The organism is Sphingomonas tagetis (assembly GCF_024211275.1).
Taxonomy (GTDB): Bacteria; Pseudomonadota; Alphaproteobacteria; order Sphingomonadales; family Sphingomonadaceae; genus Sphingomonas; species Sphingomonas tagetis.
The window spans coordinates 20,898-43,275 of record NZ_JAMLDX010000026.1 but is presented as its reverse complement, the minus strand read 5'-3'; the positions used below and the strand labels follow the sequence as shown (position 1 = coordinate 43,275).

General features: G+C 66.8%; 20 protein-coding genes. 10 read left to right on the top strand and 10 right to left on the bottom strand.

Annotated elements, in window-relative coordinates:
* Positions 1-152: 152 nt before the first annotated feature.
* Both M9978_RS21375 and ssb read right to left on the bottom strand, forming a co-directional pair.
* Positions 153-2,876: a helix-turn-helix transcriptional regulator gene (locus M9978_RS21375; protein ID WP_254296950.1), complete on the bottom strand. Its 2,724-nt coding sequence runs from the start codon at positions 2,874-2,876 to the stop codon at positions 153-155.
* A 116-nt stretch (positions 2,877-2,992) separates the two neighbouring features.
* The gene (gene ssb, locus M9978_RS21370; protein WP_254296948.1) at positions 2,993-3,568 is read right to left on the bottom strand and encodes a single-stranded DNA-binding protein; all 576 of its coding nucleotides are present in this window, start codon (positions 3,566-3,568) and stop codon (positions 2,993-2,995) included.
* A gap of 35 nt (positions 3,569-3,603) precedes the next feature.
* Here ssb and M9978_RS21365 point away from each other — a divergent pair, with 35 nt between their 5' ends.
* Positions 3,604-3,777, top strand: coding sequence for a DUF4169 family protein (locus M9978_RS21365; RefSeq protein WP_254296946.1), 174 nt, complete (start codon positions 3,604-3,606; stop codon positions 3,775-3,777).
* On the opposite strand, the gene feoB is transcribed toward M9978_RS21365, so the two are convergent.
* Positions 3,774-5,618: a ferrous iron transporter B gene (feoB, locus tag M9978_RS21360; protein WP_254296944.1), complete on the bottom strand. Its 1,845-nt coding sequence runs from the start codon at positions 5,616-5,618 to the stop codon at positions 3,774-3,776. The genes M9978_RS21365 and feoB overlap by 4 nt on opposite strands.
* The gene (locus tag M9978_RS21355) at positions 5,615-5,863 is read right to left on the bottom strand and encodes a FeoA family protein (protein ID WP_254296942.1); all 249 of its coding nucleotides are present in this window, start codon (positions 5,861-5,863) and stop codon (positions 5,615-5,617) included. Before M9978_RS21355 ends, feoB begins: the two co-directional genes overlap by 4 nt.
* A 114-nt stretch (positions 5,864-5,977) precedes the next feature.
* Here M9978_RS21355 and M9978_RS21350 point away from each other — a divergent pair, with 114 nt between their 5' ends.
* Genes M9978_RS21350 through M9978_RS21335 form a run of 4 tightly spaced genes read left to right on the top strand, consistent with a single transcriptional unit; the run spans position 5,978 to position 11,905 of the window.
* On the top strand, positions 5,978-7,555 hold the full coding sequence (locus M9978_RS21350) for a lysine--tRNA ligase (protein ID WP_254296940.1): 1,578 nt from the start codon (positions 5,978-5,980) through the stop codon (positions 7,553-7,555).
* Positions 7,556-7,600: 45 nt separating this feature from the next.
* Complete coding sequence (locus M9978_RS21345; RefSeq protein WP_254296938.1) at positions 7,601-9,385, top strand: tetratricopeptide repeat protein; 1,785 nt, start codon at positions 7,601-7,603, stop codon at positions 9,383-9,385.
* A gap of 41 nt (positions 9,386-9,426) precedes the next feature.
* Entirely contained in the window at positions 9,427-10,968 is a 1,542-nt protein-coding gene (locus M9978_RS21340; protein WP_254296936.1) for a sodium:solute symporter, read from the top strand.
* A gap of 28 nt (positions 10,969-10,996) precedes the next feature.
* Positions 10,997-11,905, top strand: a complete 909-nt coding sequence (locus M9978_RS21335) for a TraB/GumN family protein (RefSeq protein ID WP_254296934.1) — start codon at positions 10,997-10,999, stop codon at positions 11,903-11,905.
* On the opposite strand, the gene M9978_RS21330 is transcribed toward M9978_RS21335, so the two are convergent.
* The 5 genes from M9978_RS21330 to M9978_RS21310 form a co-directional block, all read right to left on the bottom strand.
* The gene (locus M9978_RS21330) at positions 11,899-12,996 is read right to left on the bottom strand and encodes a sialidase family protein (RefSeq protein ID WP_254296932.1); all 1,098 of its coding nucleotides are present in this window, start codon (positions 12,994-12,996) and stop codon (positions 11,899-11,901) included. The two genes, M9978_RS21335 and M9978_RS21330, sit on opposite strands and share 7 nt — an antisense overlap.
* Positions 12,997-13,061: 65 nt before the next feature.
* Complete coding sequence (locus tag M9978_RS21325; protein WP_254296930.1) at positions 13,062-13,823, bottom strand: 3'-5' exonuclease; 762 nt, start codon at positions 13,821-13,823, stop codon at positions 13,062-13,064.
* A 66-nt stretch (positions 13,824-13,889) separates the two neighbouring features.
* A complete protein-coding gene (gene pgmG, locus M9978_RS21320; RefSeq protein ID WP_254296928.1) occupies positions 13,890-15,272 on the bottom strand; it encodes a phosphoglucomutase/phosphomannomutase PgmG in 1,383 nt (460 codons plus the stop codon).
* Between the two features lie 55 nt (positions 15,273-15,327).
* Entirely contained in the window at positions 15,328-15,630 is a 303-nt protein-coding gene (locus tag M9978_RS21315; RefSeq protein WP_254296926.1) for a J domain-containing protein, read from the bottom strand.
* A 13-nt stretch (positions 15,631-15,643) separates the two neighbouring features.
* A complete protein-coding gene (locus M9978_RS21310; protein WP_254296924.1) occupies positions 15,644-16,444 on the bottom strand; it encodes a division plane positioning ATPase MipZ in 801 nt (266 codons plus the stop codon).
* A gap of 81 nt (positions 16,445-16,525) precedes the next feature.
* Here M9978_RS21310 and panC point away from each other — a divergent pair, with 81 nt between their 5' ends.
* The 5 genes from panC to M9978_RS21285 all read left to right on the top strand — a co-directional run bounded on the left by panC (position 16,526) and on the right by M9978_RS21285 (position 19,804).
* Positions 16,526-17,359 (top strand): pantoate--beta-alanine ligase, encoded by an 834-nt coding sequence (gene panC / locus M9978_RS21305; RefSeq protein ID WP_254296922.1) that lies wholly within the window; start codon positions 16,526-16,528, stop codon positions 17,357-17,359.
* A 106-nt stretch (positions 17,360-17,465) separates the two neighbouring features.
* Positions 17,466-17,762 (top strand): SEL1-like repeat protein, encoded by a 297-nt coding sequence (locus M9978_RS21300; protein WP_254296920.1) that lies wholly within the window; start codon positions 17,466-17,468, stop codon positions 17,760-17,762.
* A gap of 55 nt (positions 17,763-17,817) precedes the next feature.
* Entirely contained in the window at positions 17,818-18,147 is a 330-nt protein-coding gene (locus tag M9978_RS21295; protein ID WP_254296918.1) for a hypothetical protein, read from the top strand.
* Positions 18,144-18,926 (top strand): histidine phosphatase family protein, encoded by a 783-nt coding sequence (locus M9978_RS21290; RefSeq protein ID WP_254296916.1) that lies wholly within the window; start codon positions 18,144-18,146, stop codon positions 18,924-18,926. Before M9978_RS21295 ends, M9978_RS21290 begins: the two co-directional genes overlap by 4 nt.
* The gene (locus M9978_RS21285; protein ID WP_254296914.1) at positions 18,923-19,804 is read left to right on the top strand and encodes an NAD(P)H-hydrate dehydratase; all 882 of its coding nucleotides are present in this window, start codon (positions 18,923-18,925) and stop codon (positions 19,802-19,804) included. Before M9978_RS21290 ends, M9978_RS21285 begins: the two co-directional genes overlap by 4 nt.
* Here the strand turns inward: M9978_RS21285 and topA are convergent.
* Complete coding sequence (gene topA, locus M9978_RS21280) at positions 19,801-22,371, bottom strand: type I DNA topoisomerase (protein ID WP_254296912.1); 2,571 nt, start codon at positions 22,369-22,371, stop codon at positions 19,801-19,803. The two genes, M9978_RS21285 and topA, sit on opposite strands and share 4 nt — an antisense overlap.
* Between the last annotated feature and the right edge of the window lie 7 nt (positions 22,372-22,378).

The following is a 22,378-nucleotide window of genomic DNA, read 5'->3' as shown; positions in this document are numbered from 1 at the left end:
ACAGCCCTCCCAGTTATCTTGGTAAATCCGGAAGTCTCCAGATTTGGACTGCCTTAACACTTCGTTTGACGCATGCCGGGGTAGATATCCGGCGATTTGGGTAGCACGCAAATCAGCGCAGTTTACCACCCATTCGTACGGATCTTCATGGGTCAGCTGTTGATCGACCTCAGCACATCACCGGAGATCAGGCCGCGTTCCCGCGCGACGCGCACCGCGTCTTCGCGCGTCTCGACACGGATCTTCCGGAACACCGATTTCAGGCGATATTTGACGGTGTCGTGCGACATGCCGATCAGCCCGGCGATCTCCCGGTTCGAATGGCCGAGGCTGACATGCCGCAGCACCTCCTTCTCTGCCTCGCTTAGCAGGCGCGGGCTGGTGCCGTCGGCACGCTGCGCCGACAAGCCGCGCGCCATGTCCCTGAGGAACTGCGCACGCAGCCGGTCGGGCGGTACGTCGCTGCGCAGTGCGTCGTTGAGCGAGGGCGCAGCGAAACGCGCCTTGTCGATGAATGGGCGCATGATGCCCTGAAACATGGCGGTGCCGACCGCATCGTTGAAGCACGCCTGCGCCTCGCTGCGCCGTCCGGTCTCGCGCAGCGCATGGGCGAGCAGGATGTTGATGTCGATCAGCACCCGCGCAGCGCCATGTTGCACCGCCCAGCCACGCAGCACGCCCAGTTCGGACAAGGCGACGTCATAGTCGCCGCCGATCAGATGGAGCTTGCTGCGGCACAGCGCGGCCGCCGTAATGACCGAGCGATAGAGCGGCACGCCATCGGCAGCGCCGTCCGTCAGTTCCGCCAGCCCGATCCTGGCGGCAAAGCTGCGCGCGCCTTCGAGCGTGGGGTCGTGGTCGATCCGGATGTCGAGCTCGCACAACAGCGACAACAGTTCGAGCTGGCGCAGCCGCCGCCATTGCGCCAGCCCGTGCGCGCGGGCGACCATCGCCAGCGCCGCATCGACCATGCCTTCGGACGCCGAAATTCGCGCGGCGGTAAAATGGGCTGCGGCAGAGACATCGACCCAGCCGTCGGACTGCTCCATGTGCGGCACCGCCCAGCCGAGCAGCTCGAACGCCCCGGCACGGTCGTTCTGATCGTACAGCAGCTCGGCCTCATAGGCCGCGCAGTTGGCGGCGAGGTCCGATCGTGCCCCGAAATTGGTCTCGATGTCTGCGCGCGCGGCGGCGAGGATCGCGGCCGCGTCCTTGAAGCGCGCCTGCGCCCGGCGGATGCGCGATTCCCAGAAGCGCGTGAACAGCCCGCTATAGAGCGAACCGCTGGCCTTGTGATGTTCGCGCGCGGTCAGCGCAGGCTCGAGCGCGCGTTCGAGCCAGCCGCCTTCATAATATTGCGCAGCGAGCGTCTCCCCGAGATTGGCGAGGATCAGGTGGTCGTTGGTCGGCAGCGTCCGCAGCAGCGCCTCGCGCGCCAGCAGGTCGTCGAGCGTCACCGGCTCATTCTCGTAATCGGCGAGCACGTCGCCGACCACGCGCACCTCGGTCCACTCGTCGGCGGAAAGGTCGGCCTCGCCCAGCCTGGCGACGAACCGGTTATAGTCGGCACGCGCGCTGGCCAGTTCGCCGCGCTTGATCTCGAGATAGACGCGCGCCAGCACCAGCCGGGGCCGCGACTCCGTCATCGCGGCGGACAGTTTCGCCAGCCCGCGCTCAACCGTCGGTTGCTGTCCATAGGGGATCAGCCGCCAGCCGCCGGCATCCTCCATGATCGTCGCCAGCATCGCGTCGTCGTCGCCCTGGATCGCGTGCGAGACTGCCTCAGCAACCTCGCCCCGCGCGGCGAACCACTGCGCAGCGCGGCGGTGCAGCATGCGGTAGAGCGTGCCGTCGCCCCGCTCGATCCGCTCGCGCATATGCTCGGCGAACAGCTGGTGATAGCGATAGGCGCGGCGGGCGGAATCGAGCGGGGTCAGGAAGATGCCCTGCTCTTCCAATTTCTCCAGCATCAACCAGCCATCGGTGCGGTCGCACAGCAGATTGACCAGATCGCCCGTCAGCCGGTCTGGCAGGCTGGTGCGCATGACGATCTGCTGCGTTTCCTCGGGCATGGTGTCGAGCACCTGCTGCGAGAGATAGCGGGCGAGTTCCGGGGTCGGGCTGCGGAACTGGTCGAGCAGCTCGCGGTGGTCGGCGCCGCGCTTCAGCGACAGCCATGCCAGCTTGAGCGCGATCGGCCAGCCTTCAGTGCGCTCGACGATGCCGCGCAGATCCTCGTCAGTCAGGATGGCTGCCGGAGCCTCGCCCATCGTCTGCCGCAGCAGCAGCGCCGCCTCGACCGGGGAGAAGCGCAAGTCCTGGGCGGTCAGCTCGAGCAATTGCTCCTCGGCTGCGAGGATCGACTGGCCGAGCCAGGGGCAGTCGCGCGAGGAAACGATGAAATGGCAATTGGCCGGCGCGAGCGAGATCAGCGGGCGGATGACGGCACCGATCTCGGGGCTTTCGACCAGGTGGAAGTCGTCGAGGATCAACACCACCGGACCGGCTTCGCGGCTCAGGCGGTTGATGATCGCCGACACCGCGGCGCGCGGCGGCAGGTTGGCGGAGACGCGGCGCTCGTCTTCGCCGGGCTCGTCCTGACCCTCGGACTGATCGAGCGCGAGCAGGATGTAGCGGGTCAGGCGGCGCAGGTCGGCATCGTCGCGCTTGAGCGACACCCAGGCGATGCGGACGCCGTTGCGAGCACGGCGGCACCATTGCGAGAGCAGGCTGGTCTTGCCGTAGCCGGCGGGCGCGTGGACGAGCGTCAGCCGGCAATCCAGCACACCGTCGAGCCGCGTCAGCAACAGGTCGCGCGGCACCTGATCGCCCATCCATCTGGGCGGCGCCACCTTGGTATGGATCAAATCGCCCAATCCGCGCTCCCTTTGCAGGACTGGCGGAAAGGCTAGGTTAGCCCGGGACGGCGCTCAACCCATTACCCGGAAAGGCGCCTTTCCTACCCTGCCCTGGTGGCAACGCGGTTGACGGTTCAGAAGGGCACGTCGTCGTCGAGATCGTCGGGGAAACCGCCGGCCGGGGCGCCGCCGCCACGGCTGGCGCCGCCGCCGCCGCCAAAGCCGCCTCCGCCGCCCGATCCGCCGCCAAAGCCGCCACCGCTGCGGTTGCTCGACTGGCCGGCGAAATCGTCATTGCCGCCGCCCCAATCCTCGGCGCCACGGCCACCGCCGCCGCCGGCAGCGCCACCGCCGCCCGGCGCGCCGTCGAGCATTGTCAGCACGCTGTTGAAGCCCTGCAGCACGATCTCGGTCGAATAACGGTCGTTGCCCTGCGGGTCCTGCCATTTGCGGGTGGTCAGCGCGCCCTCGATATAGACCTTGCTGCCCTTGCGCAGGTAGCGCTCGGCGACGTTGGCGAGGCCCTCGTTGAACACCTTGACGGTGTGCCATTCGGTTTTTTCCTTGCGCTCGCCGCTGTTGCGGTCCTTCCAGCTCTCGCTGGTGGCGATGCGAAGCTCGACCACCTTGCCGCCGTTCGAGAAGGACCGGCTTTCGGGATCGCGCCCGAGATTGCCGACCAGGATCACCTTGTTGACGCTGCCCGCCATGGAAACTCCGCCTTGGATTCGTTATCGGGAATGGGATGGCCGATATCGTCAACCTGAACAAGGCACGCAAGACCAGGGCGAAGGCGGCAGCCGGTGCAAAGGCTGTGGAGAACCGTGCGAAATTCGGGCGGACCAAAGCGGAGAAGGCGCGCGATGAGGCCAATCGCGCACGGATCGACCGTACATTGGACGATTCGAAGCGCGACTAGAGGCCGAGCGCGGTCGCCGTCCAGAAAGTGACGCCCGCCGCGATATATGCCAGCGCGAACAGATAGACGATCATCACGATCGGCCATTTCCAGCCATTGGTCTCCCGCCGCGCAACCGCGATGGTCGAGAGGCATTGCGGCGCGAACACGAACCAGGCGAGGAAGGCAAGCGCGGTCGGCAGCGACCAGCGCGCGGCTAGCTGGGTGCCGAGCGCCTGCCCTTCCGCATCGGCCTCGGCATCGATCGAATAGACGGTCTGGAGCGCCGCCACCGCGACCTCGCGCGCCGCCATCGCCGGAATCACCGCGAGACTCATTTCGTGATTGAAGCCGATCGGATGCAGCACGACCTCGAGGCCCGAGGCGATCCGGCCGGCGACTGAATATTCGCTCTGCTTCTGCCCTTCCGGCGCGACCGGATAGGAAGCGAGCAGCCACAGCGCGACCGTCACGCCCATGATGATCGTGCCCGCGCGGCGCAGGAAGACATAGGCGCGCTGCCACAGCCCGATGGCGAGATCGCGAAGCGACGGGAGCTGGTAGCGCGGCAGCTCCATCATGAAGCCGCCGCTCTTGCCCTTGGTCGCGGTCATTCGAAGCACGAAGGCCGCGGCGACCGCGCCGAGAATACCGAAGATATACAGCGCGAGCAGGACGAGTCCTTGCAGCCCGATCCCCGGCGCGACGCTCGTTGCCGGAATGAACGCGCCGATGATCACCGCATAGACCGGCAGCCGGGCCGAACAGGTCATCAGCGGCGCGATCAGGATGGTGGTCAACCGCTCCTTGGGATCGTCGATCGAGCGCGTCGCCATGATCCCGGGGATCGCGCAGGCGAAGGACGAGAGCAGCGGAATGAACGAGCGGCCCGACAGCCCGACCCCGGCCATAAGCCGGTCCATCAGAAAGGCGGCGCGGACCATATAGCCAGTCGCCTCGAGCAGCAGGATGAAGAAGAACAGGATCACGATCTGCGGCAGGAAGACGACGACCGAACCGACGCCGCCGATGATCCCCTCGACCAGCAGATCGCGCAGGAAGCCTTCGGGCAGACTGGCGACGGCGGCTTCACCAAGCCAGCCCTGCAAGCCCTCGATCCAGCCGATCGGCGCTTCGGACCAGGCATAGACCGCCTGGAACATCACGAACAGCACGGCGAGCAAGATCAGCGGCCCGGCGACCGGGTGCAGCACGACTCGATCGACGCCGCGGGTGAAGGCACGTCCGCGCGGCTGCTCGATGATCGCTTCGCTGGCGATGCGGCGCGCTTCGCGCTGAAAATGGGTGATGTCGGCGTCGAGCGTGTCGGGCGGCGTGGGCCTGGCGCTCAGCAGGACACCCGCGAGCGCGGTGCGCAGCTCGTCCAGCCCGCGCTTGCGTACCGCGACCGTGGTGACGACCGGCACGCCCAGCGCGGCGGACAGCGCATCGGCGTCGATCCGCAGCCCGTCGCGAGTCGCCATGTCGATCATGTTGAGCGCGACCACCATCGGCCGGCCGAGCTGGCGCAGCTGGAGTACGAAGCGCAAATGGTTTTCGAGATTGGAGGCGTCGGCAACGACCACCAGCGCGTCCGGCAGCCGCTCGCCTTCCTGCTTGCCCAGCACGACATCGCGCGTGACCTGCTCGTCGGGGCTGGAGGGATCGAGGCTGTAGGTGCCGGGCAGATCGACCAGTTCGACCGGACGGCCGTCCTCGAACGCCATCCTGCCGGCGTGCCGCTCGACCGTGACACCGGGATAATTGCCGACCTTTTGCCGGGCGCCGGTCAGCGCATTGAACAGCGCGGTCTTGCCGGCATTGGGATTGCCGACCAGCGCAACGAGCGGTGCCGGCGTCATTCGGCCGGAACTACGATCCGAATCGCTTCAGCCACATGGCGGCGCAACGCCACCGTCATCCGCCCGATTCGCACCGCCGCGGGGCCGCCGAACCAGCCGCCGGGCTTGACCAGCTCGACCTCGACGCCCTCGTCCAGCCCGAATTCGCGCAGCCGGCGCGCCTCACTGGCGCTGAGCGACTCCCAGTCGATCGAGGAAACGGTGCCAGGGATGTTGCGCGCCGCATGCGCCAGCTTGTGACTCATAATGCGAGCGATTAGCAATTATACGGGATGATTGCCAGAGTTTTTGCGAGCCATTCGCGTCTGGCGTGCTGGAACCTTGCAAATGGCGCGAGCTTCGCGCACCGCCGCGCGATCATGACCGACGATCTTCGCACCGCCGCATTCGAGTCCAAGGCCTGGCCCTATGAGGAAGCGCGCAAGCTCCTCAAGCGCTACCCCGACGGCGTGCCTGCGAAAGGCCATGTGCTGTTCGAGACCGGCTATGGCCCGTCGGGGCTGCCGCATATCGGCACGTTCAACGAAGTGCTGCGCACGACGATGGTGCGCCAGGCGTTCGAGACGCTGAGCGACACCCCCACCCGCCTGATCGCGTTCAGCGACGACATGGACGGGCTGCGCAAGGTGCCCGACAATGTGCCGAACCAGGCGATGCTGGCCGAATATCTCGGCAAGCCACTGACGCAGGTGCCCGATCCGTTCGAGAAATATGAGAGCTTCGCGCATCACAACAATGCGATGCTGCGGCAATTCCTCGACCGGTTCGGCTTCGATTACGAGTTCGTGTCGTCCACCGATTACTACAGCGACGGGACGTTCGACGAAGCGCTGAAGGGCGTGCTGCGGCACTATCAAGGCATCATGGATGTGATGCTTCCGACGCTGCGCGCGGAGCGGCAGGCGACCTATTCGCCCGTGCTGCCGGTAAGCCCGAAGTCGGGCATCGTATTGCAGGTTCCGGTCGAGGTGCTCGACCCCGAGACTGGGATGATCGCGTTCACCGATGAGGGCGAGCGGATCGAGCAGTCGATCCTGGGCGGCAAGGCCAAGCTGCAATGGAAGGTCGACTGGGCGATGCGCTGGGTCGCGCTGGGCGTCGATTACGAAATGGCGGGCAAGGACCTGATCGATTCGGTGATCCAGTCGAGCAAGATCGCGCGCGTGCTCGGCGGCAAGCCGCCCGAGGGGTTCAACTATGAGATGTTCCTCGACGAGAAGGGCGAGAAGATCTCCAAGTCGAAGGGCAATGGCCTGAGCCTCGACCAGTGGCTGACCTATGGCCCGGACGAGAGCCTCGCCTTCTACATCTATCGCGAGCCCAAAAAGGCCAAGGCGCTGCACCTGGGGCTCATCCCGCGCGCGGTGGACGATTACTGGCAGTTCCGGGCGAATTATCCGACGCAGGAAGTCGCGCAGAAGCTCGGCAACCCGGTACACCATATCCATAATGGCGATGTGCCCGGCGAGACGCTGCCGGTGACGTTCGGGCTGCTCCTCAACCTGGTCGGCGTGATGGGCGAGGCGACCAAGGCGCAGGTGTGGGGCTATCTCGCCAACTACCTGCCCGACGCGACGCCGGAGAAGCACCCGGCGCTCGACCAGTTGATCGGCTATGCGCTCGCCTATGGCCGCGACTTCATCGCGCCGACGCTGAACCGCCGCGCGCCCGAGGGCGTCGAGGCCGAGGCGTTGCGCGATCTGGATGCGCAGTTGGAAGCGCTGGGCGCCGACGCCGGCGCGGATGCGATTCAGGACGCGGTGTACGAAATCGGCAAGGCGCGCTTCGGCAAGGAGGTGCTGCGCGACTGGTTCAAGGCGCTGTACGAGACGCTGCTGGGGTCGAGCCAGGGGCCGCGCATGGGCAGCTTCATCGCGCTGTACGGGGTGGAGAACTCGCGGAAGCTGATCGCCGAGGCGCTGGCCAAAGCCGCCTGATTTTGTCAGAGGCATGGCGGCGAAGGCTTTGCTACGACCTGCGTCATGTTCTGGCTGGCTGGCATCGTCGCGATGGTCGCCGCTCCGCAGACTGCGGGGCGGGCCGAACTGACGCCCGAAGCGCTGGCGGCGGTCGCGCGCAAGGATTGGCCCGCTGCTGCGGCGGCGCTCGACAAGGCGGCGGCGGCGTGTGCGGCGACCAAGCCAGCGGGCGACTATTGCCTCGATCTTTATCTCGGCGGTGCGAACATCGCGTGGCGCGTGCCCGACGTGGCGCGCAGCGAGAAGTTCGCCCGCGCCGCGCTCGATATCGCCAACCGTTCGCTGCCCGCGGCGCATAGCGACCGGGAAGTCGCGTATAATTATCTGATCCGCGCGCTGGTCGAGACGGAGAAGCATGCCGAGCTGGTGCCGTTGTTGCGTAGCTATCTCGCCATCGCCGAACCGAAGCGCACCGCGCAGCCACTCTCGCTGTCGCCCTATTATTTCCAGCTCGCCGAAAGCCTGCACAGCACCGACGACCTCGCCGGGGCGGAAGCCGTGCTCCGCCGCACGATCGCGCTGTACGAGTCCAGTGGCGAGACCGGCAAGATCGGGCACGCGCGGGCGATGTCCGATCTGGCGGTGGTTCTACGCCAGACCGACCGCGCGCGCGAGGCCGAGCCGCTCGCCCGCCGCGCCCTCGAAATCTATATCGCGCAATTGCCAGCCACCGATGTCCGGATGATCCCGCGCTATCGCGTGCTGGCGCTCGTGCTCAACGAGCTGGGAAAATATGCCGAGGCGGAAAGTGCGTTGCGAAAGGCGGTGGCCTTGGCTGAAAGCATTCCCGACTTCAGCAGGCTCGGTCTTTCCACGCTCTACACCAGCCTCGCCTTTGCCATCGACAAGCAGGGACGGCTGGCGGAGGGTGAACCGCTGAACCGCAAGGCGCTGGCAATCCAGGAAGCTTCGCTACCGCCGGGCAGCGAACAGATTGCGGAAAACTACACCAATCTCGCGTGGAACCTGCAGGCGCAGGGCAAATATGTCGAAGCCGAGGCGGCGATCCGCACATCCGTGCGGCTGCGCGAGACGTATCTCAAGCTCGGCGATCCGGGGCTGGCCACGGGTTATGAGGCGCTGGCGTCGATCCTGTCGAGCCAGGGGCGGCGGGAAGAAGCCGACACGCTCTATCGCCGTGTGCTGGCGATGCGCGAGGCGGAAAAGCCTCAGAACCTCGAAAATCTCGCCTTTGCCTACAGCAACCTCGCGACGAACCTCAACGAGTTGAAGCGTTACGAGGAAGCCGAGCCGCTGCTGCGCAAGGGATTGGCGCTGGCCGAGCGTTACTATCCGGCAGGGCATCCCGAGCTCGCGATCATCTATGAGAATCTGGCAGACAATCTCAGCTGGCAGCAGCGTTTCACCGAGTCCGAACCGTTTCATCGCAAGGCACTGGCGGTGCGGCAAAAGGGCCTGCCGGCGACGCATCCGTTGATCGCGAACGCAATGATCACGCTGGCGCGCAACCTCGAATCACAGAAGCGGACGAGCGAAGCCGAGCCGCTGATGCGGCAGGCGCGCGCGATCTATCAGAACCTGCCGCCCTCGCACCCCGACCGCATTTCCGGCGACTGGACCCTGGCAGGATTGCTGCGACTGCACCGTGCGTCGCCCGCCGAAGCGCGTAGTTTGTACCGCAGGGCGGAGTCGGGCGCGATGGAGCGAATGCGCAGCTTCACTGCGTTCGATTCCATCGCACAGGCCGAACTGCGAAAATATGCTCCGATCTTCTCCGGGCAAATCTCGGTCGCGTGGCAACTCTCTCAGGACGCGACCAAACGCTGATTGGTTCGTGACGGCGACGTGACAGCTGCTACACCCTGCCGATGACGCCGCAATTCGCCTTGCTCGACTGGATCGTGGTCGGGTTGTACGTCGCCGTGATTCTTGCCGGGGGTTGGGCGTTCTCGCGGTTCAAGGCGGACGACACCAAGGATTATTTCCTTGCCGGACGGACCATACCGGCCTGGCTCGCAGCGGTGTCGGTGCTGTCGGCGACGCAGTCGGCGGCGACCTTTCTCGGCGCACCGGATCAGGGCTATCGCAGCGACTATACCTATCTCGGTGCCGTGGTCGCGCCGATCGTTGCGGCGGTGTTCGTCGCCTATGTGCTGATCCCGCGCTTCTATGCGATGCGCGCGACGACGGTGTACGAATTGCTCGAGGCAAGGTTCGATGCGCGCGCCAAGCAGGCGGCGGGCGGGATGTTCCTGGTCGGGCGCGTGCTGGCGGGCGGCGCGCGAGTCTATCTCGCCGCGATCGCGATCGCGATGGTGGCGTTCGGCAGCATCGCGGCGCACGCGATCATCCTGTCGGCGGCGGCCGTGATGCTGGTGAGCTTCCTGTTCACCTTTCATGGTGGGCTCAAGTCAGTGATCTGGAACGATCTGATCCAGTTCGTCATCTATGCCGGCTCGGCGCTGGCGGTGCTGGTGTTCCTGCGGCTGTCGATCCCGGCCAGCAATGCCGAGCTGATCGCGGCGCTGCACAATGCACCGGGCGGGATGGACAAGCTCAGGCTGTTCGATGTCTCGACCGACCTCGCCAAGCCGTTCACCGTGCTGGCGATCTGCACCGGGCTGTTTCTGCTCAATGCCGCCAATATGGGGCTCGATCAGGACACCACGCAGCGGCTGCTCGCCAGCCCCGACGCGAAGACCGGCGCGCGCGGGCTGATCCTGTCGCAGCTCGCCAGCGTGCCGCTGATCGCGATGTTCGTGACGATCGGGTTGCTGTTGCACATCTTTTATCAGCGGCCGGACCTGATGGGGGAAGCCAATCAGGCCGCGACCAGCTTTTCGGGCGAGAAGGTGACGGTGTTCGTCCACTATATCCTGACGCAGGTGCCGCCGGGGCTGCGCGGCCTCGTGACGATCGGGGTGACCGCGGCGGCGGTGGCGACGACCAATTCGGCGCTCAACGCGATGTCGTCGGTGATGATCGCCGACTTCTACCAGCCCTGGCGCGATGCGCGCGGCGGGGCCGAGCCGCAACACTATGTCCGGGCCGGGCGCTGGGGCATGGCGGTGGTCGGGCTGGCGATGTTCGCGACCGCAGTGCTGAGCTTCTACTGGCAGCGACATACCGACATGCCGTTGCTCGAATTCGCGCTGCAGGTGATGGTGTTCGCCTATGCCGGGCTGCTCGGCGTCTATTTCGTCGCGGTGTTCACGCGCCGCGGGAACAGCGGTTCGGTAATCGCGGGACTGATCGCCGGGTTCGTCACCGTGCTGTTGCTCCAGCCCTTCGTCACCGGGCAGACCGCCCTCGCCTTCCCCTATCAGCTGTGCATCGGGACGCTGGTCGCGGCGTTGGTCACCGCGATTCCGCGTCGAAAGTCCGTGGCGGTGGATCGGCCAATCGCCTAAGCCCGCTTGCGACGACAAGGGAGTATCGATGCTTACCAAGCTGCTTCGCCGCACCACAGCGCTCGCTCTGCTGCTCGCGGCCCCATTCGCCTTCGCGCAGGACCCCGCGCCAACCGCCCCGACGAAGGACGCCGATCCCGCGCTGTGGGTGGTCAAGGATGCCGACACAACGATCTATCTGTTCGGCACCGTCCATCTGCTCAAGCCGGGCTTGAGCTGGTTCGACGAGGCGGTGAAGAAGGCGTTCGACGAGAGCGGCGAGCTGGTGACCGAGCTGGGCAGCCCGCCCGACCCCGCCACGGTCCAGCCGCTGATGATGAAGTATGGCGTCAGCATGACCGGACCGTCTCTGACCGAGAAGCTGCCCGAGGCGAAGCGCGCGGCGTTCGCCAAGGCGCTGGCCGATTTCGGCCTGCCGCAGAACGTGATCGACCGGTTCGATCCGTGGCTGGCGGGCACGCAGCTGTCGATGCTGGCGCTGGTCAAGGCGGGTTACGATCCCAAGAGCGGGGTCGAGGAAGCGCTGCACGGCGCGGCCGCCGCGGCGAAGAAGCCGATCTCGGGGCTGGAGACGATCGAGCAGCAGTTCGGCTTCTTCGATTCGCTGTCAGAGCCGGCCCAGATGCTGGTCCTGACCGAAGCGGTCGACAAGCTCGACAGCGCCGCGGCGGAGTTCGACAAGCTGGTCGGCGAATGGGCCGAGGGCGATGCCGAGGGGTTGGCGGTGATGATGAACGTGGGGCTGCGCAGTTCGCCAGAGCTGTCGAAGGTCCTGCTCGCCGACCGTAACGCGCGCTGGGCGGACTGGATCAAGACGCGGCTCGACAAGCCCGGCGTGGTGTTCCTCGCGGTCGGCGCGGGGCATCTCGCGGGTAGCGACAGCGTGCAGGCGATGCTCGCGAAGCGGTCGGTGAAGAGCGAGCGGATCGCTTATTGATCGCGCGCCGCCGTGGACGCACCGGTCACGGCGGGCGCATCGGCCCAGTCGCCTTTGGGTAACCGTTCGGGGTCCAGCACGACGTGGCGGATGCGCTTGCGGTCGTGCGTGTAGCTGATGTGCACGCGGCCATCGCGCGTCTGGATCACGGCAGGATACGCATAGCCGGCGGGCAGCGGCGCGCTTTCGAGCGTCAGCACCTTGCGCCAACTGACCCCGTCGTCGGACAGCGCGACGTTGATCGGATAGCGCAGGCCCTTGCCGGGCCGTTCGAGGCTGTGGGCGCTATGGTTGTACACGATCAACTGGCGCCCATCCTTGAGCGTCACGGCGTCGGTGCCCGAATTGGGATTGGGCAGGTCGATCGCGGCGAGCGGCGACCAGCTCCTGCCGCCATCCTTCGACCATGTCGCCGCGAGCGCCCCCTGCCGGGTGCGCGCAACCGCCTGCAAGCGGCCGCCGGGGTGGAAAAGGATGCTGGGCTGGATCGCCATTATGGCTTCGGGCGAGGCGACCGGCGCGCTGGCCTGCCAGGTCCTGCCGCTATCGCCGCTGCGTTCGAAGTGCAGCGTCCAGCGATCGCCCGGCGCCTCGGCGCTGGACGGCGACAGCCAGCTGCCGTCGGACAGCTCGACCGGCTTGTTCTTGATCGGGCCGAGGATACCGGGCGGCAGACGGCGCGGCGCGCTCCAGCTGCGGCCATCGTCGGTCGAGGTGATCACCATGCCCCACCATGTGCTGGGGCTCGGGCCGACCTTATAGAACAGCGTCAGCGGACCATTCTTCGGCTGGAACAGCACCGGATTCCAGGTCGGGTGCCGCGTCCCGCCAGGCTGGAGGCCATCAGCGACCCTAGCCGCCGGCAGCCACTTCCCGTTTTCGCGCCGCGCGACATAGATGCTGACATCGGGATGCTGCTCGCGCGTCCCGCCAAACCATGCGGCCAGCAAGGTGCCGCCGCGCGTCTCGACCAGGGTCGATGCGTGAACCTGCGGATAGGGGGCGGCGTCGAAGGTGAAGTCGGCGCTCAACACCGGCGACGCCGGATCGGGCGCAGCGAGCGCCGGTGCGGCAAGGGCGAGCGCGATCAACGCGCAGCAGCGAGTGAACATATAGTCATACTAATACGGAACGGCGCGGCGTCCAGCCGCTTCGCTCAGAACAGCTGCGGCTGCTTCGCGGGCGGCCGTTCGGCTGGGCCACGGCCATGCCGGCGGTCCAGCTCGACCTGCGCAGTGTAGCGGATGTCGACATCGCGGTCCTGCGCAAACGTTTCGAGCGCCTCGTCCTCGAGCTCGTGCCATTCCTTGCCGCGATCGGGGCCGTAGCGGACGCGCGGCAGCAAGCCTGGCAGCTTCGACCATTCGATCAGCTGTTCGACGCTCGCCTCGTTGAGCATGTCGCGCAGATGGTGCGCGGTGACATAGGCATCCGGGAAGGCGCGGTGCGCGGGCAGGCCGCGCTCATGCTCCAGCCCCGCGGGCATGCGGTAATAGCGCAGGAACTGGTTGGAGAAGCCCGGGCTGTCGCGCCACAGCCGCAGCGCGCATTTATAGGTGCAGATCCAGTCCGCGCCGCGGGTCAGTGCGGGGGTGCAGAACAGCTCCTCGAAGCTGGCGCGGTGGGCCGCCAACGCCACGCGGCGCGGCCAGGGATCGAGCACCGGGCGCGCGACATCGTGCCACCAGGGCGCGTCAGCGACATCCTCGTCGCGGATATGATGGATCGCCATGGTGAGCGGCGGGATGGTGCGGCCGGGATTGACCATCCGGTTGCCGCCCTCGCCATAGAGCTCCCAGCGCCCGTCAGCGCCCAGCGCGACGTCCTGCCAGCCGATCTCGCACACGCCGTGCTGTGGCGGCGCGTTGCCGGTGGTCTCGAGGTCGATGACGCGAATGATCTGGGGCGGCGGAGCCATGCGGCCCATTTGGGCGCTCGACGGCGATTCCACCACCCCCAATGTTAACCAACGATAGCTGTGAACTCAGTGAGCGGCTTGCGGCCCTCGCACCAGACCGCTGGCTTCCAGCTGCGCGTCGATCATGGCGAGCAGCCGGTCGAGCGCCTCCTGGCTGCGCGCTTCGGCGCGGGCGACGAGCACGTCCTGCGTGTTCGACGCGCGCAGCAGCCACCAGCCGTCGGGCGTGCTGACGCGCGCGCCATCGGTGTCGTTGACGTCGGCGCCGTCGGCCTTGAGCCGCGCCAGCACCTCGTCGATCACCGCGAACTTGCGGCTCTCGTCGACCTGGAAGCGCATTTCCGGCGTGTTGACGAAAGCTGGCATGTCGCCGCGGATCTCGGTGAGCGACTTGCCGATGACATGCACCGCGTTGATCAGCTGGACCGCGGCATATTGCGCGTCGTCAAAGCCGTAATAGTCCTGCGCGAAGAAGATGTGGCCACTCATCTCGCCGGCAAGCGGCGCGTGCGTTTCCTTCATCTTGGTCTTCACTAGGCTATGGCCGGTCTTCCACATCAGCGGCTTGCCGCCGAGTTCGGCGACGCGGTCGAACAGCATCTGCGATGCCTTCACATCGGCGATGATCGTCGCGCCGGGTTCCTTCTTGAGCACAGGTTCGGCCAGAATGGACAGAAGCTGATCGCCCCAGATCACGCGGCCCTGCCCGTCGATCGCACCGATCCGGTCGCCATCGCCGTCGAACGCCAGTCCGAAATCGAGCTGCTTTTCGGCGACGAGCGCCTTGAGGTCGGCCAGATTCTTCTCTTCGGTGGGATCGGGATGATGGTTGGGAAAATTACCGTCGATATCGGTGAACAGCGTATGATGCTCACCCGGCAGGAGCTTGACGAGCTTCTCGATCACCTCGCCCGCGGCGCCGTTGCCGGCGTCCCAGCCGATGCGGAAGGTGCCGCCAGCATAGCCAGCGAACAGGCGGCCGACATAATCATCGAGGATGTCGGCGTCGGTCACCGTCCCCTCGCCGTCCTCCCATTCGCCCTCGGCGGCGAGGCGGCCCAGCTCCTGGATGTCCTTGCCGAAAAACGGCAGGTGCTGAAACACCATCTTGAAGCCGTTGTAATTGCCGGGATTATGGCTGCCGGTTATCTGAATGCCGCCATCCACTTCTAGCGTGGCTTCGGCATAATAGAGCATCGGCGTCGGCCCGACGCCGACCCGCACCACGTCACAGCCCGAGGCGGTCACTCCCTCGATCAGCGCGGCCTCCAGCATCGGCGAGGACACGCGCCCGTCGCGGCCCACCGCGACGCGGTGCCCGCCGGCGCGGCGCAGCAAGGTCGCGAAGCCGCGCCCGATCGCGCGCGCATCGTCCGGCCCGAGGGTCTGACCGACGATGCCACGAATGTCATACTCGCGGAGCGAGGTCGGGTCGAAACGATGCGTCAAAGGGGCCTCCCGGGGAATAGGTTCGGCGCGTCAATTCGCAGCCGCAACAGAAAGTTCAACTGTCAGCTTTGTTTTTCAACAATGTGTCACGCGCGGCGTTGACCTGCCGCGTCAGTTCGGGCGAGCCGCCACGGTCGGGATGGACGCTGGAGATCAGCCGGCGATGCGCGGCGCGAATCTCGTCCGGGCCGGCATCGCGCCCGACGCCCAGCACCGCGCGCGCCTCGGCCTCGGGGCCGCTCGGCACGGCGGGCGCGGGCGGCGGAACCGGGGTGCCGGGCAAGGGCCTGCCCCAGCCATGCCACAGCCGCCAGCCGAGCCAGGCGACAGCGAGCCCGGCAAGAATCTTGAATAGCATCAGGCGAACGCCGTCATGCGAAGAGCGGCATGGTGCTGGCGGGTTCGGGCAATGCCATTCCCGCCATCATCTCGCGCAACTCCTGCCGGGCGGCGACATGCGCGAGGCCCATCTCGCCGAACTCGCGGCTGTCGAGCATGGTCAGCCCCTTGGGGAACAGCTCGCGATAGATCACGCGCTCCGACAGGCCGGGAATGACGCGGAAGCCGACTCGCTTGGCGAGCTGGTCGATCGCCTCCGACACACGGCGCATGTTGCGCGCCTCGATATGCTGCATGCGGTTGCGCAGGACGATCCAGTCGATCGTCGCGCCATCGGCCTTGGCGCGGCGCTTGCGCGAATCCCAGATCAGCTCGGAATAGAAGCTGGGGCGGACGACCTTGAACGTGTCCGGGTCGACATGGCCGATCAGGTCGAAATCGACGAAGCTGTCGTTCATCGGGGTGATCAGCGTGTCGGCATTGGTGATCGCGATGCGGCCGAACTTGTCGTCGCGGCCCGGCGTGTCGACGATCAGAAAGTCAGTGCCCGTGCCGAGCTGCTCGAGCAACTCGTGGAACCGCGATTCGCTCTCGCCATCATGCGTTTCGTAGCGCGGCATCGGCAGCTCGCGGCCGGTGCGCTTGATCGTCGCCTGGCGGTTGTCGAGATAGCGGCCGAGCGTGCGCTGGCGGTGGTCGAGGTCGAGGCACGCGACTCGCGCGCCCTTGGCCGCCAGCGCGATCGCGGTGTGGACAGCGGTGGTGGACTTGCCGGTTCCGCCCTTTTCATTGGCGAAGACGATCACATGTAACGGGTTCGAACCTTCGCCCAACGCTTAACTTCCTTGATTGCTCACCCAGCCCTACCCCCATAAAGGCCGCGCTTCCACGTCCATATCCAAGGCCCTTCGCCCGTGCAAACCGTCCGTCAGCTTTCCGACCTCCGCGATGCCGTTTCGGGATTCCGCGGCGCGGGCGAGCGGATCGCGTTCGTGCCCACCATGGGCGCGCTGCATGACGGGCATATGGCGCTGGTCGCGGCGGCGAAGCTGGCGGGCCAGCGCGTCGTCGTATCGATCTTCGTCAACCCGAAGCAATTCGGCCCGAACGAGGATCTCGCCAAATATCCGCGCAAGGAGCAGGCCGATTCGCGGATGCTGGCCGATGCGGGGGTGGACCTGCTGTGGGTGCCGCCGGTGGAGGTGATGTATCCCGACGGTCATTCGACCAACATCTCGGTGTCGGGTGTCAGCGAGCCGCTCGACGGCGCGGCGCGGCCGGGGCATTTCGACGGCGTCGCCACCGTCGTCGCCAAGCTGTTCAATCAGGTGAAGCCCGACATCGTGCTGTTCGGCGAGAAGGATTTTCAGCAGCTCGCGGTGATCCGGCGGATGGTCGCCGACCTCGATTTCGACATCGAGGTGAGGGGCGTGCCGACCCAGCGCGACGATGACGGCCTCGCGCTCTCCTCGCGCAACGTCTATCTCCCCGCCGAGGAACGCGCCGCCGCCGTCGCGTTGCCACGTGCGCTGGGCGTGGTGGCCAAGGCGATCGAAAAGGGGGAGGATGCCGAAGCGGCGCTCGCCGCCGCTCGCGCCTCGCTCGAAGCCGCCGGATTCGAGATCGACTATGTCGAGCTCGCCGATGCCGAGACATTGGGCGCGCCGGTCGCGGACAAGCCCCGTCGGCTGCTCGCCGCGGCACGGATCGCGGGCACGCGGCTCATTGACAATATCGCAATAGATTGAGCCGTAAGCGCCTGCCAAACCGCCGAAAACGGCGTTAACGAATTGGTTACCATGCCGGTCCCAATGTCCGTCTCATGAAGACAGACATCAAAAGTGGGGCATCGTTATGGGCAGCAGTCTTAAGAGCGCACAATTCCTGATCGACAGCCGGTTGGCCGACGCGGCGCGGGGAAATGCCGACGCGGCATATGAACTCGGCATGGTCTATTCGAGCGGGGCGGCCGGGATCGACGTCGACCTGATCGAAGCGCACAAATGGTTCAACATCGCCGCCCTGAAGGGCAGCAACCGCGCCTGCGAGATGCGCGCGGAAGTGGCGGAAGACATGACCGCCCGCGAGATCGTCGAGGCGCAGAAGCAGGCTCGCTCCTGGCTCCAGTTGACCACGCTGCGCGCGGCCTGATCCGGACTGCAACCCGGAACCGCGAGGATCGTTGATCGGGCGAAGGAGCCCGACCATGGATTTCGCGAATGCCGATCTGGCGCGGACCGGCGCCATCGAACGAATTGCCCGCGTGCTGGCGGGCCGACAGCTGAGCGCCAATGCCGACGGCGCCGATTGTTCCGCCGCCGATGCGGTCGACCAGAGCTGGCGGAGCTTCCGAGACGACGCGGTTTCGATCCTCAAGACCTTGCGCGAGCCCGATGCAGCAATGGCGCAGGCGGGCGACGCCGACACCTGGCAGCGAATGATCGCCGCGGCGCTCGGTGAGTCGACCGACGAGCGACCTGCCCTCGCCTTCGACGCCGCCGCCCCGGGCACCGATCCGCTGCACGAAGGCCCGTGAGCGGGCGCGCGGTGAACGGGCGCTGGCCGAGCCGGCTGTGGGTGGTGCGCCATGGTCAGAGCGCGGGCAATGTCGCGCGCGACCGCGCCCATGCCGAAGGGCTGGCGCGCATCCCCCTTGAAATCCGCGACGTCGACGTGCCGCTTTCGCCGCTGGGCGAGGATCAGGCGCGCGCATTGGGGCGCTGGTTCGCCGAGGGTCAAGGCAATGGCCGGCCCGACGTGATCCTCGTCAGTCCCTATCTGCGCGCGCAGGAAACCGCGCGGCTGTTCCGCGAGGCGGGCGGCGCCGACGCTGACGAGCCGATCTGCAGCGACGAGCGGCTGCGCGAGAAGGAATTCGGCATCCTCGACGGGCTGACCACCGCCGGGGTCGCGATCGACGAACCGCAACAGGCCGAATTCCGCAAGCTGCTCGGCAAATTCTACCATCGCCCGCCCGGCGGCGAGAGCTGGTGCGACGTGATCTTCCGGCTGCGCGCGCTGCTCGACACGGTGTCGCTGCATTATGCCGGGCGCAACGTGCTGATCGTGGCGCATCAGGTGGTCGTGCTGTGCATGCGCTATGTCATCGAAAATCTGTCCGAGGCCGAGATCCTGGCGATCGACAAGGCGGCCGACGTCGCCAATTGCGCAGTCACCGAATATGCCTTCGATCCGGCGATGGGCAAGGACGGCGGGCTGGCGCTGGTGCGCTACAACGTCACTGCGCCGATCGAGGAGGATGCCGAGACGGCGGTGACGTCCGCGCCCGACGCGATGGTCGGCGCGCGCGGATGACCAGGTTGGACGCGGCATGGCTGGCGGCCTATCCCCTGCCCGACCCCGGCGAGAATACCGACAAGAATGCGCGCGGCCGGCTGCTCGTGGTTGGCGGGTCGCTCAACGTCCCCGCCGCCTTGCTGCTGACGGGCGAGGCCGCGTTTCGGGCGGGTGCGGGCAAGGTCCAGCTTGCCACCGTTGCGCCAGCTGCGCTGCCGCTGGGCGTGCGGATTCCGGAAGCGGCGGTGTTCGAGCTTCCGGTGAATGATGATGGCGAACTGGCTGGCGATGCGGCCCGCGCGATCGCCGATATGATCCAACGCTGCGACGCGCTGGTGCTCGGCCCCGGCATGGGCGCCGAGGCGGACGCGGCGGCGATCCTCGCCGGGCTGCTCGAACGTGCGCCGGCCGCGCCGATGCTGCTCGATGCGGCGATGCTGACCGCCGCTGGCGACGCCGGACGTACTGTCCAGGCGCATATGGGGCCGATCGTGCTCACCCCGCACCCTGGCGAGATGGCCGCGCTGATGGACTGCGATCCCGACGACGTCGGCCCCGAACTGGCCGAAGCCGCGGCGGCGCGGTTCGATGCGACGGTGGTACTGAAGGCGTCGGACAGCTGGATCGCGTCCCCCGGTTCGGCGACGCTCACCTATCAAGGCGGCGGTCCCGGCCTCGCCACGGGCGGCAGCGGCGACGTGCTGGCCGGAATCATCGGCGGGCTGCTCGCACGCGGGGCTGAGCCGCATATGGCGTCGGCATGGGGCGTGTGGCTCCACGGCGAGGCCGGGCGGCTGCTCGCCGAGCGCAGCGGCCGAATCGGGTTCCTGGCGCGCGAGCTGATTCCCCTGATCCCCCGGCTGATGCACGGCATCGGCCCGGGGATCGGGCACTAACCCTTCTTCGCGGCCTTTTTCGGGGCGGCCTTCTTGGCCGGCGCCTTCTTCGCCGCGGTCTTGCGCCCGCCCTTCTTCTTCGCCGGGCCTGCCGCGGCCTTGGCGTCGATCAGCTCGACCGATTGCTCTAGCGTCAGTGCGGCCTGATCGACCGACTTTGGCAGGGTCGCATTGGTGGTGCCGTCGGTGAGATACGCGCCGAAGCGTCCCTCCATCAGCTTGATTTCCGCGCCCGACACCGGGTGCGGGCCCATCACCTTCAATGGCTCGCGCGAGCCGCGTTGCGGGCGACCGCCGCCCGCGGCCGCTTCCGCCAGCTTGACCACCGCGGCGTTCATGCCGGTTTCGAACACCTCGGCGGTGGACTGGAGCCGGGCATATTTGCCGTCATGCGCGAGATAGGGGCCATAGCGGCCGATCGAGGCGGTGATCGGGTTCCCGGTTTCCGGGTGATCGCCGATCGTGCGCGGCAGATTGAGCAGCTTGACCGCCCAATCAAGGTCGAACTCGGGAATGTCCTTGGGGATCGAGGCCCGCGCCGCCTCCTTGCCCTCGCCACGCTGGATATAGGGACCGAAGCGGCCCGAGCGGCGGCTGATATCCTCGCCGGTCTCCGGGTCCTGTCCGATCACTTCGGGGCCGCTATCGCCGCCATCCTCGCCGCCCGGCTGGCCGAAGCGGCGGGTGAACTTGCATTCCGGATAGTTTGAGCAGGCGACGAACGCGCCGAACTTTCCGCCGCGCAGCGCGAGCCGGCCATTGCCGCAGCTCGGGCACAGCCGCGGGTCGCTGCCGTCGCCCTTGTCGGGGAAGAGATAGGGTTCGAGGAACTGGTCGAGCGCCTCGGTCACCTCGCTCGGCTTGCGCTCCATCACCTCGTCGGTGCGCGGGCGGAAATCCTTCCAGAACGCGTCGAGCACGGCCTGCCAGCCGGCGCGCCCGCCGGAGACCTCGTCCAGCTCGTCCTCGAGGCCCGCGGTGAAGTCGTAGTTCACATATTTCTCGAAGAATCGCTCGAGAAACGCCGTCAGCAAGCGGCCCGACTCTTCTGCAAAGAAACGATTTTTTTCGACTCGGACGTAATTTCGGTCCTTGAGCACCTGAATGATCGAGGCGTAGGTCGAGGGGCGGCCGATGCCGAGCTCCTCGAGCCTTTTGACCAGCGACGCTTCGGAGAAGCGCGGCGGCGGCTGCGTGAAATGCTGTTCGGCGTCGACGCCCTTCTTGGCGGGCGTGTCGCCGTTGCGGATCACCGGCAGGCGGCGCGAATCCTCGTCGGCATCCGCGTCGGCCTGTTGGCCAGAGCGGCCAACGGGGTCGTCGCGGCCTTCCTCGTAGAGCGCGAGATAGCCGGGGAAGATCACCACCTGGCCGGTGGCGCGCAGCGCGTCCTGGCCGGTGGGTTCTTCCAACTCGACCGTGGTGCGCTCCATCCGGGCCGACGACATCTGGCTCGCCAGCGCGCGCTTCCAGATCAGCTCGTAGAGGCGCGCATGATCGCCGCCGCCGGCGCGGTCCTTGCTGAAGTCGGTCGGACGGATCGCCTCATGCGCTTCCTGCGCGTTCTTGGCCTTGGTCTGGTACTGGCGCGGCTTGTCGGGGATGTAGCTCGCCTGATAGCGGTTCACGATCGCCTTGCGCGCGGCGTCGATCGCGCTGCCATCCATCTGCACGCCGTCGGTGCGCATATAGGTGATCGCGCCATCCTCGTAGAGACCCTGCGCGATCCGCATCGTGTGGCTGGCCGAGAAACCGAGCTTGCGCGCCGCCTCCTGCTGCAGCGTCGAGGTGGTGAAGGGCGGCGGCGGGTTGCGCATTGCCGGCTTGGTCTCGACCGAGGCGACGGTGAAGCGTCCCTGCTCGACCGCGGCCTTGGCGCGCTTGGCCGTGCCCTCGTCGCCGATCGAGAGGCGGTCGAGCTTCTTGCCCTCGAACCGCGTCAGCCGCGCGTCGAACGCGGTGCCGTCATGCTCGAGATGCGCGATGACGCTCCAATATTCCTGTGCGCGGAACAGCTCGATCTCGCGCTCGCGGTCCACGATGATGCGCAGTGCGACCGACTGGACGCGGCCGGCCGACTTGGCGCCGGGCAGCTTGCGCCACAGCACCGGCGAGAGCGTGAAGCCGACGAGATAGTCGAGCGCGCGGCGAGCGCGATAGGCGTCGATCAGGTCGGTATCGAGCTGGCGCGGCGCGGCCATTGCGGCGAGGATCGCGGGCTTGGTGATCGCGTTGAAGGTGACTCGCTCGACCTCCTTGGGGAGCGCCTTCTTCTTGGCGAGCAATTCCTGCACATGCCAGCTGATCGCCTCGCCCTCGCGATCGGGGTCGGTGGCGAGGATCAGACGATCGGCCGTCTTGGCGAGATCGGTGATCGCCTTCAATTGCTTGGCCTTGTCGGGATAGGTCTCCCAATCCATCGCGAAGCCCTCGTCAGGCTTCACCGAGCCGTCCTTGGGCGGCAGGTCGCGGACATGGCCGTAGGAGGCGAGGACGCGATAGTCCTTGCCGAGATATTTCTCGATGGTTTTGGCCTTGGCCGGCGATTCGACGATGACAAGCTGCATGGCGTTC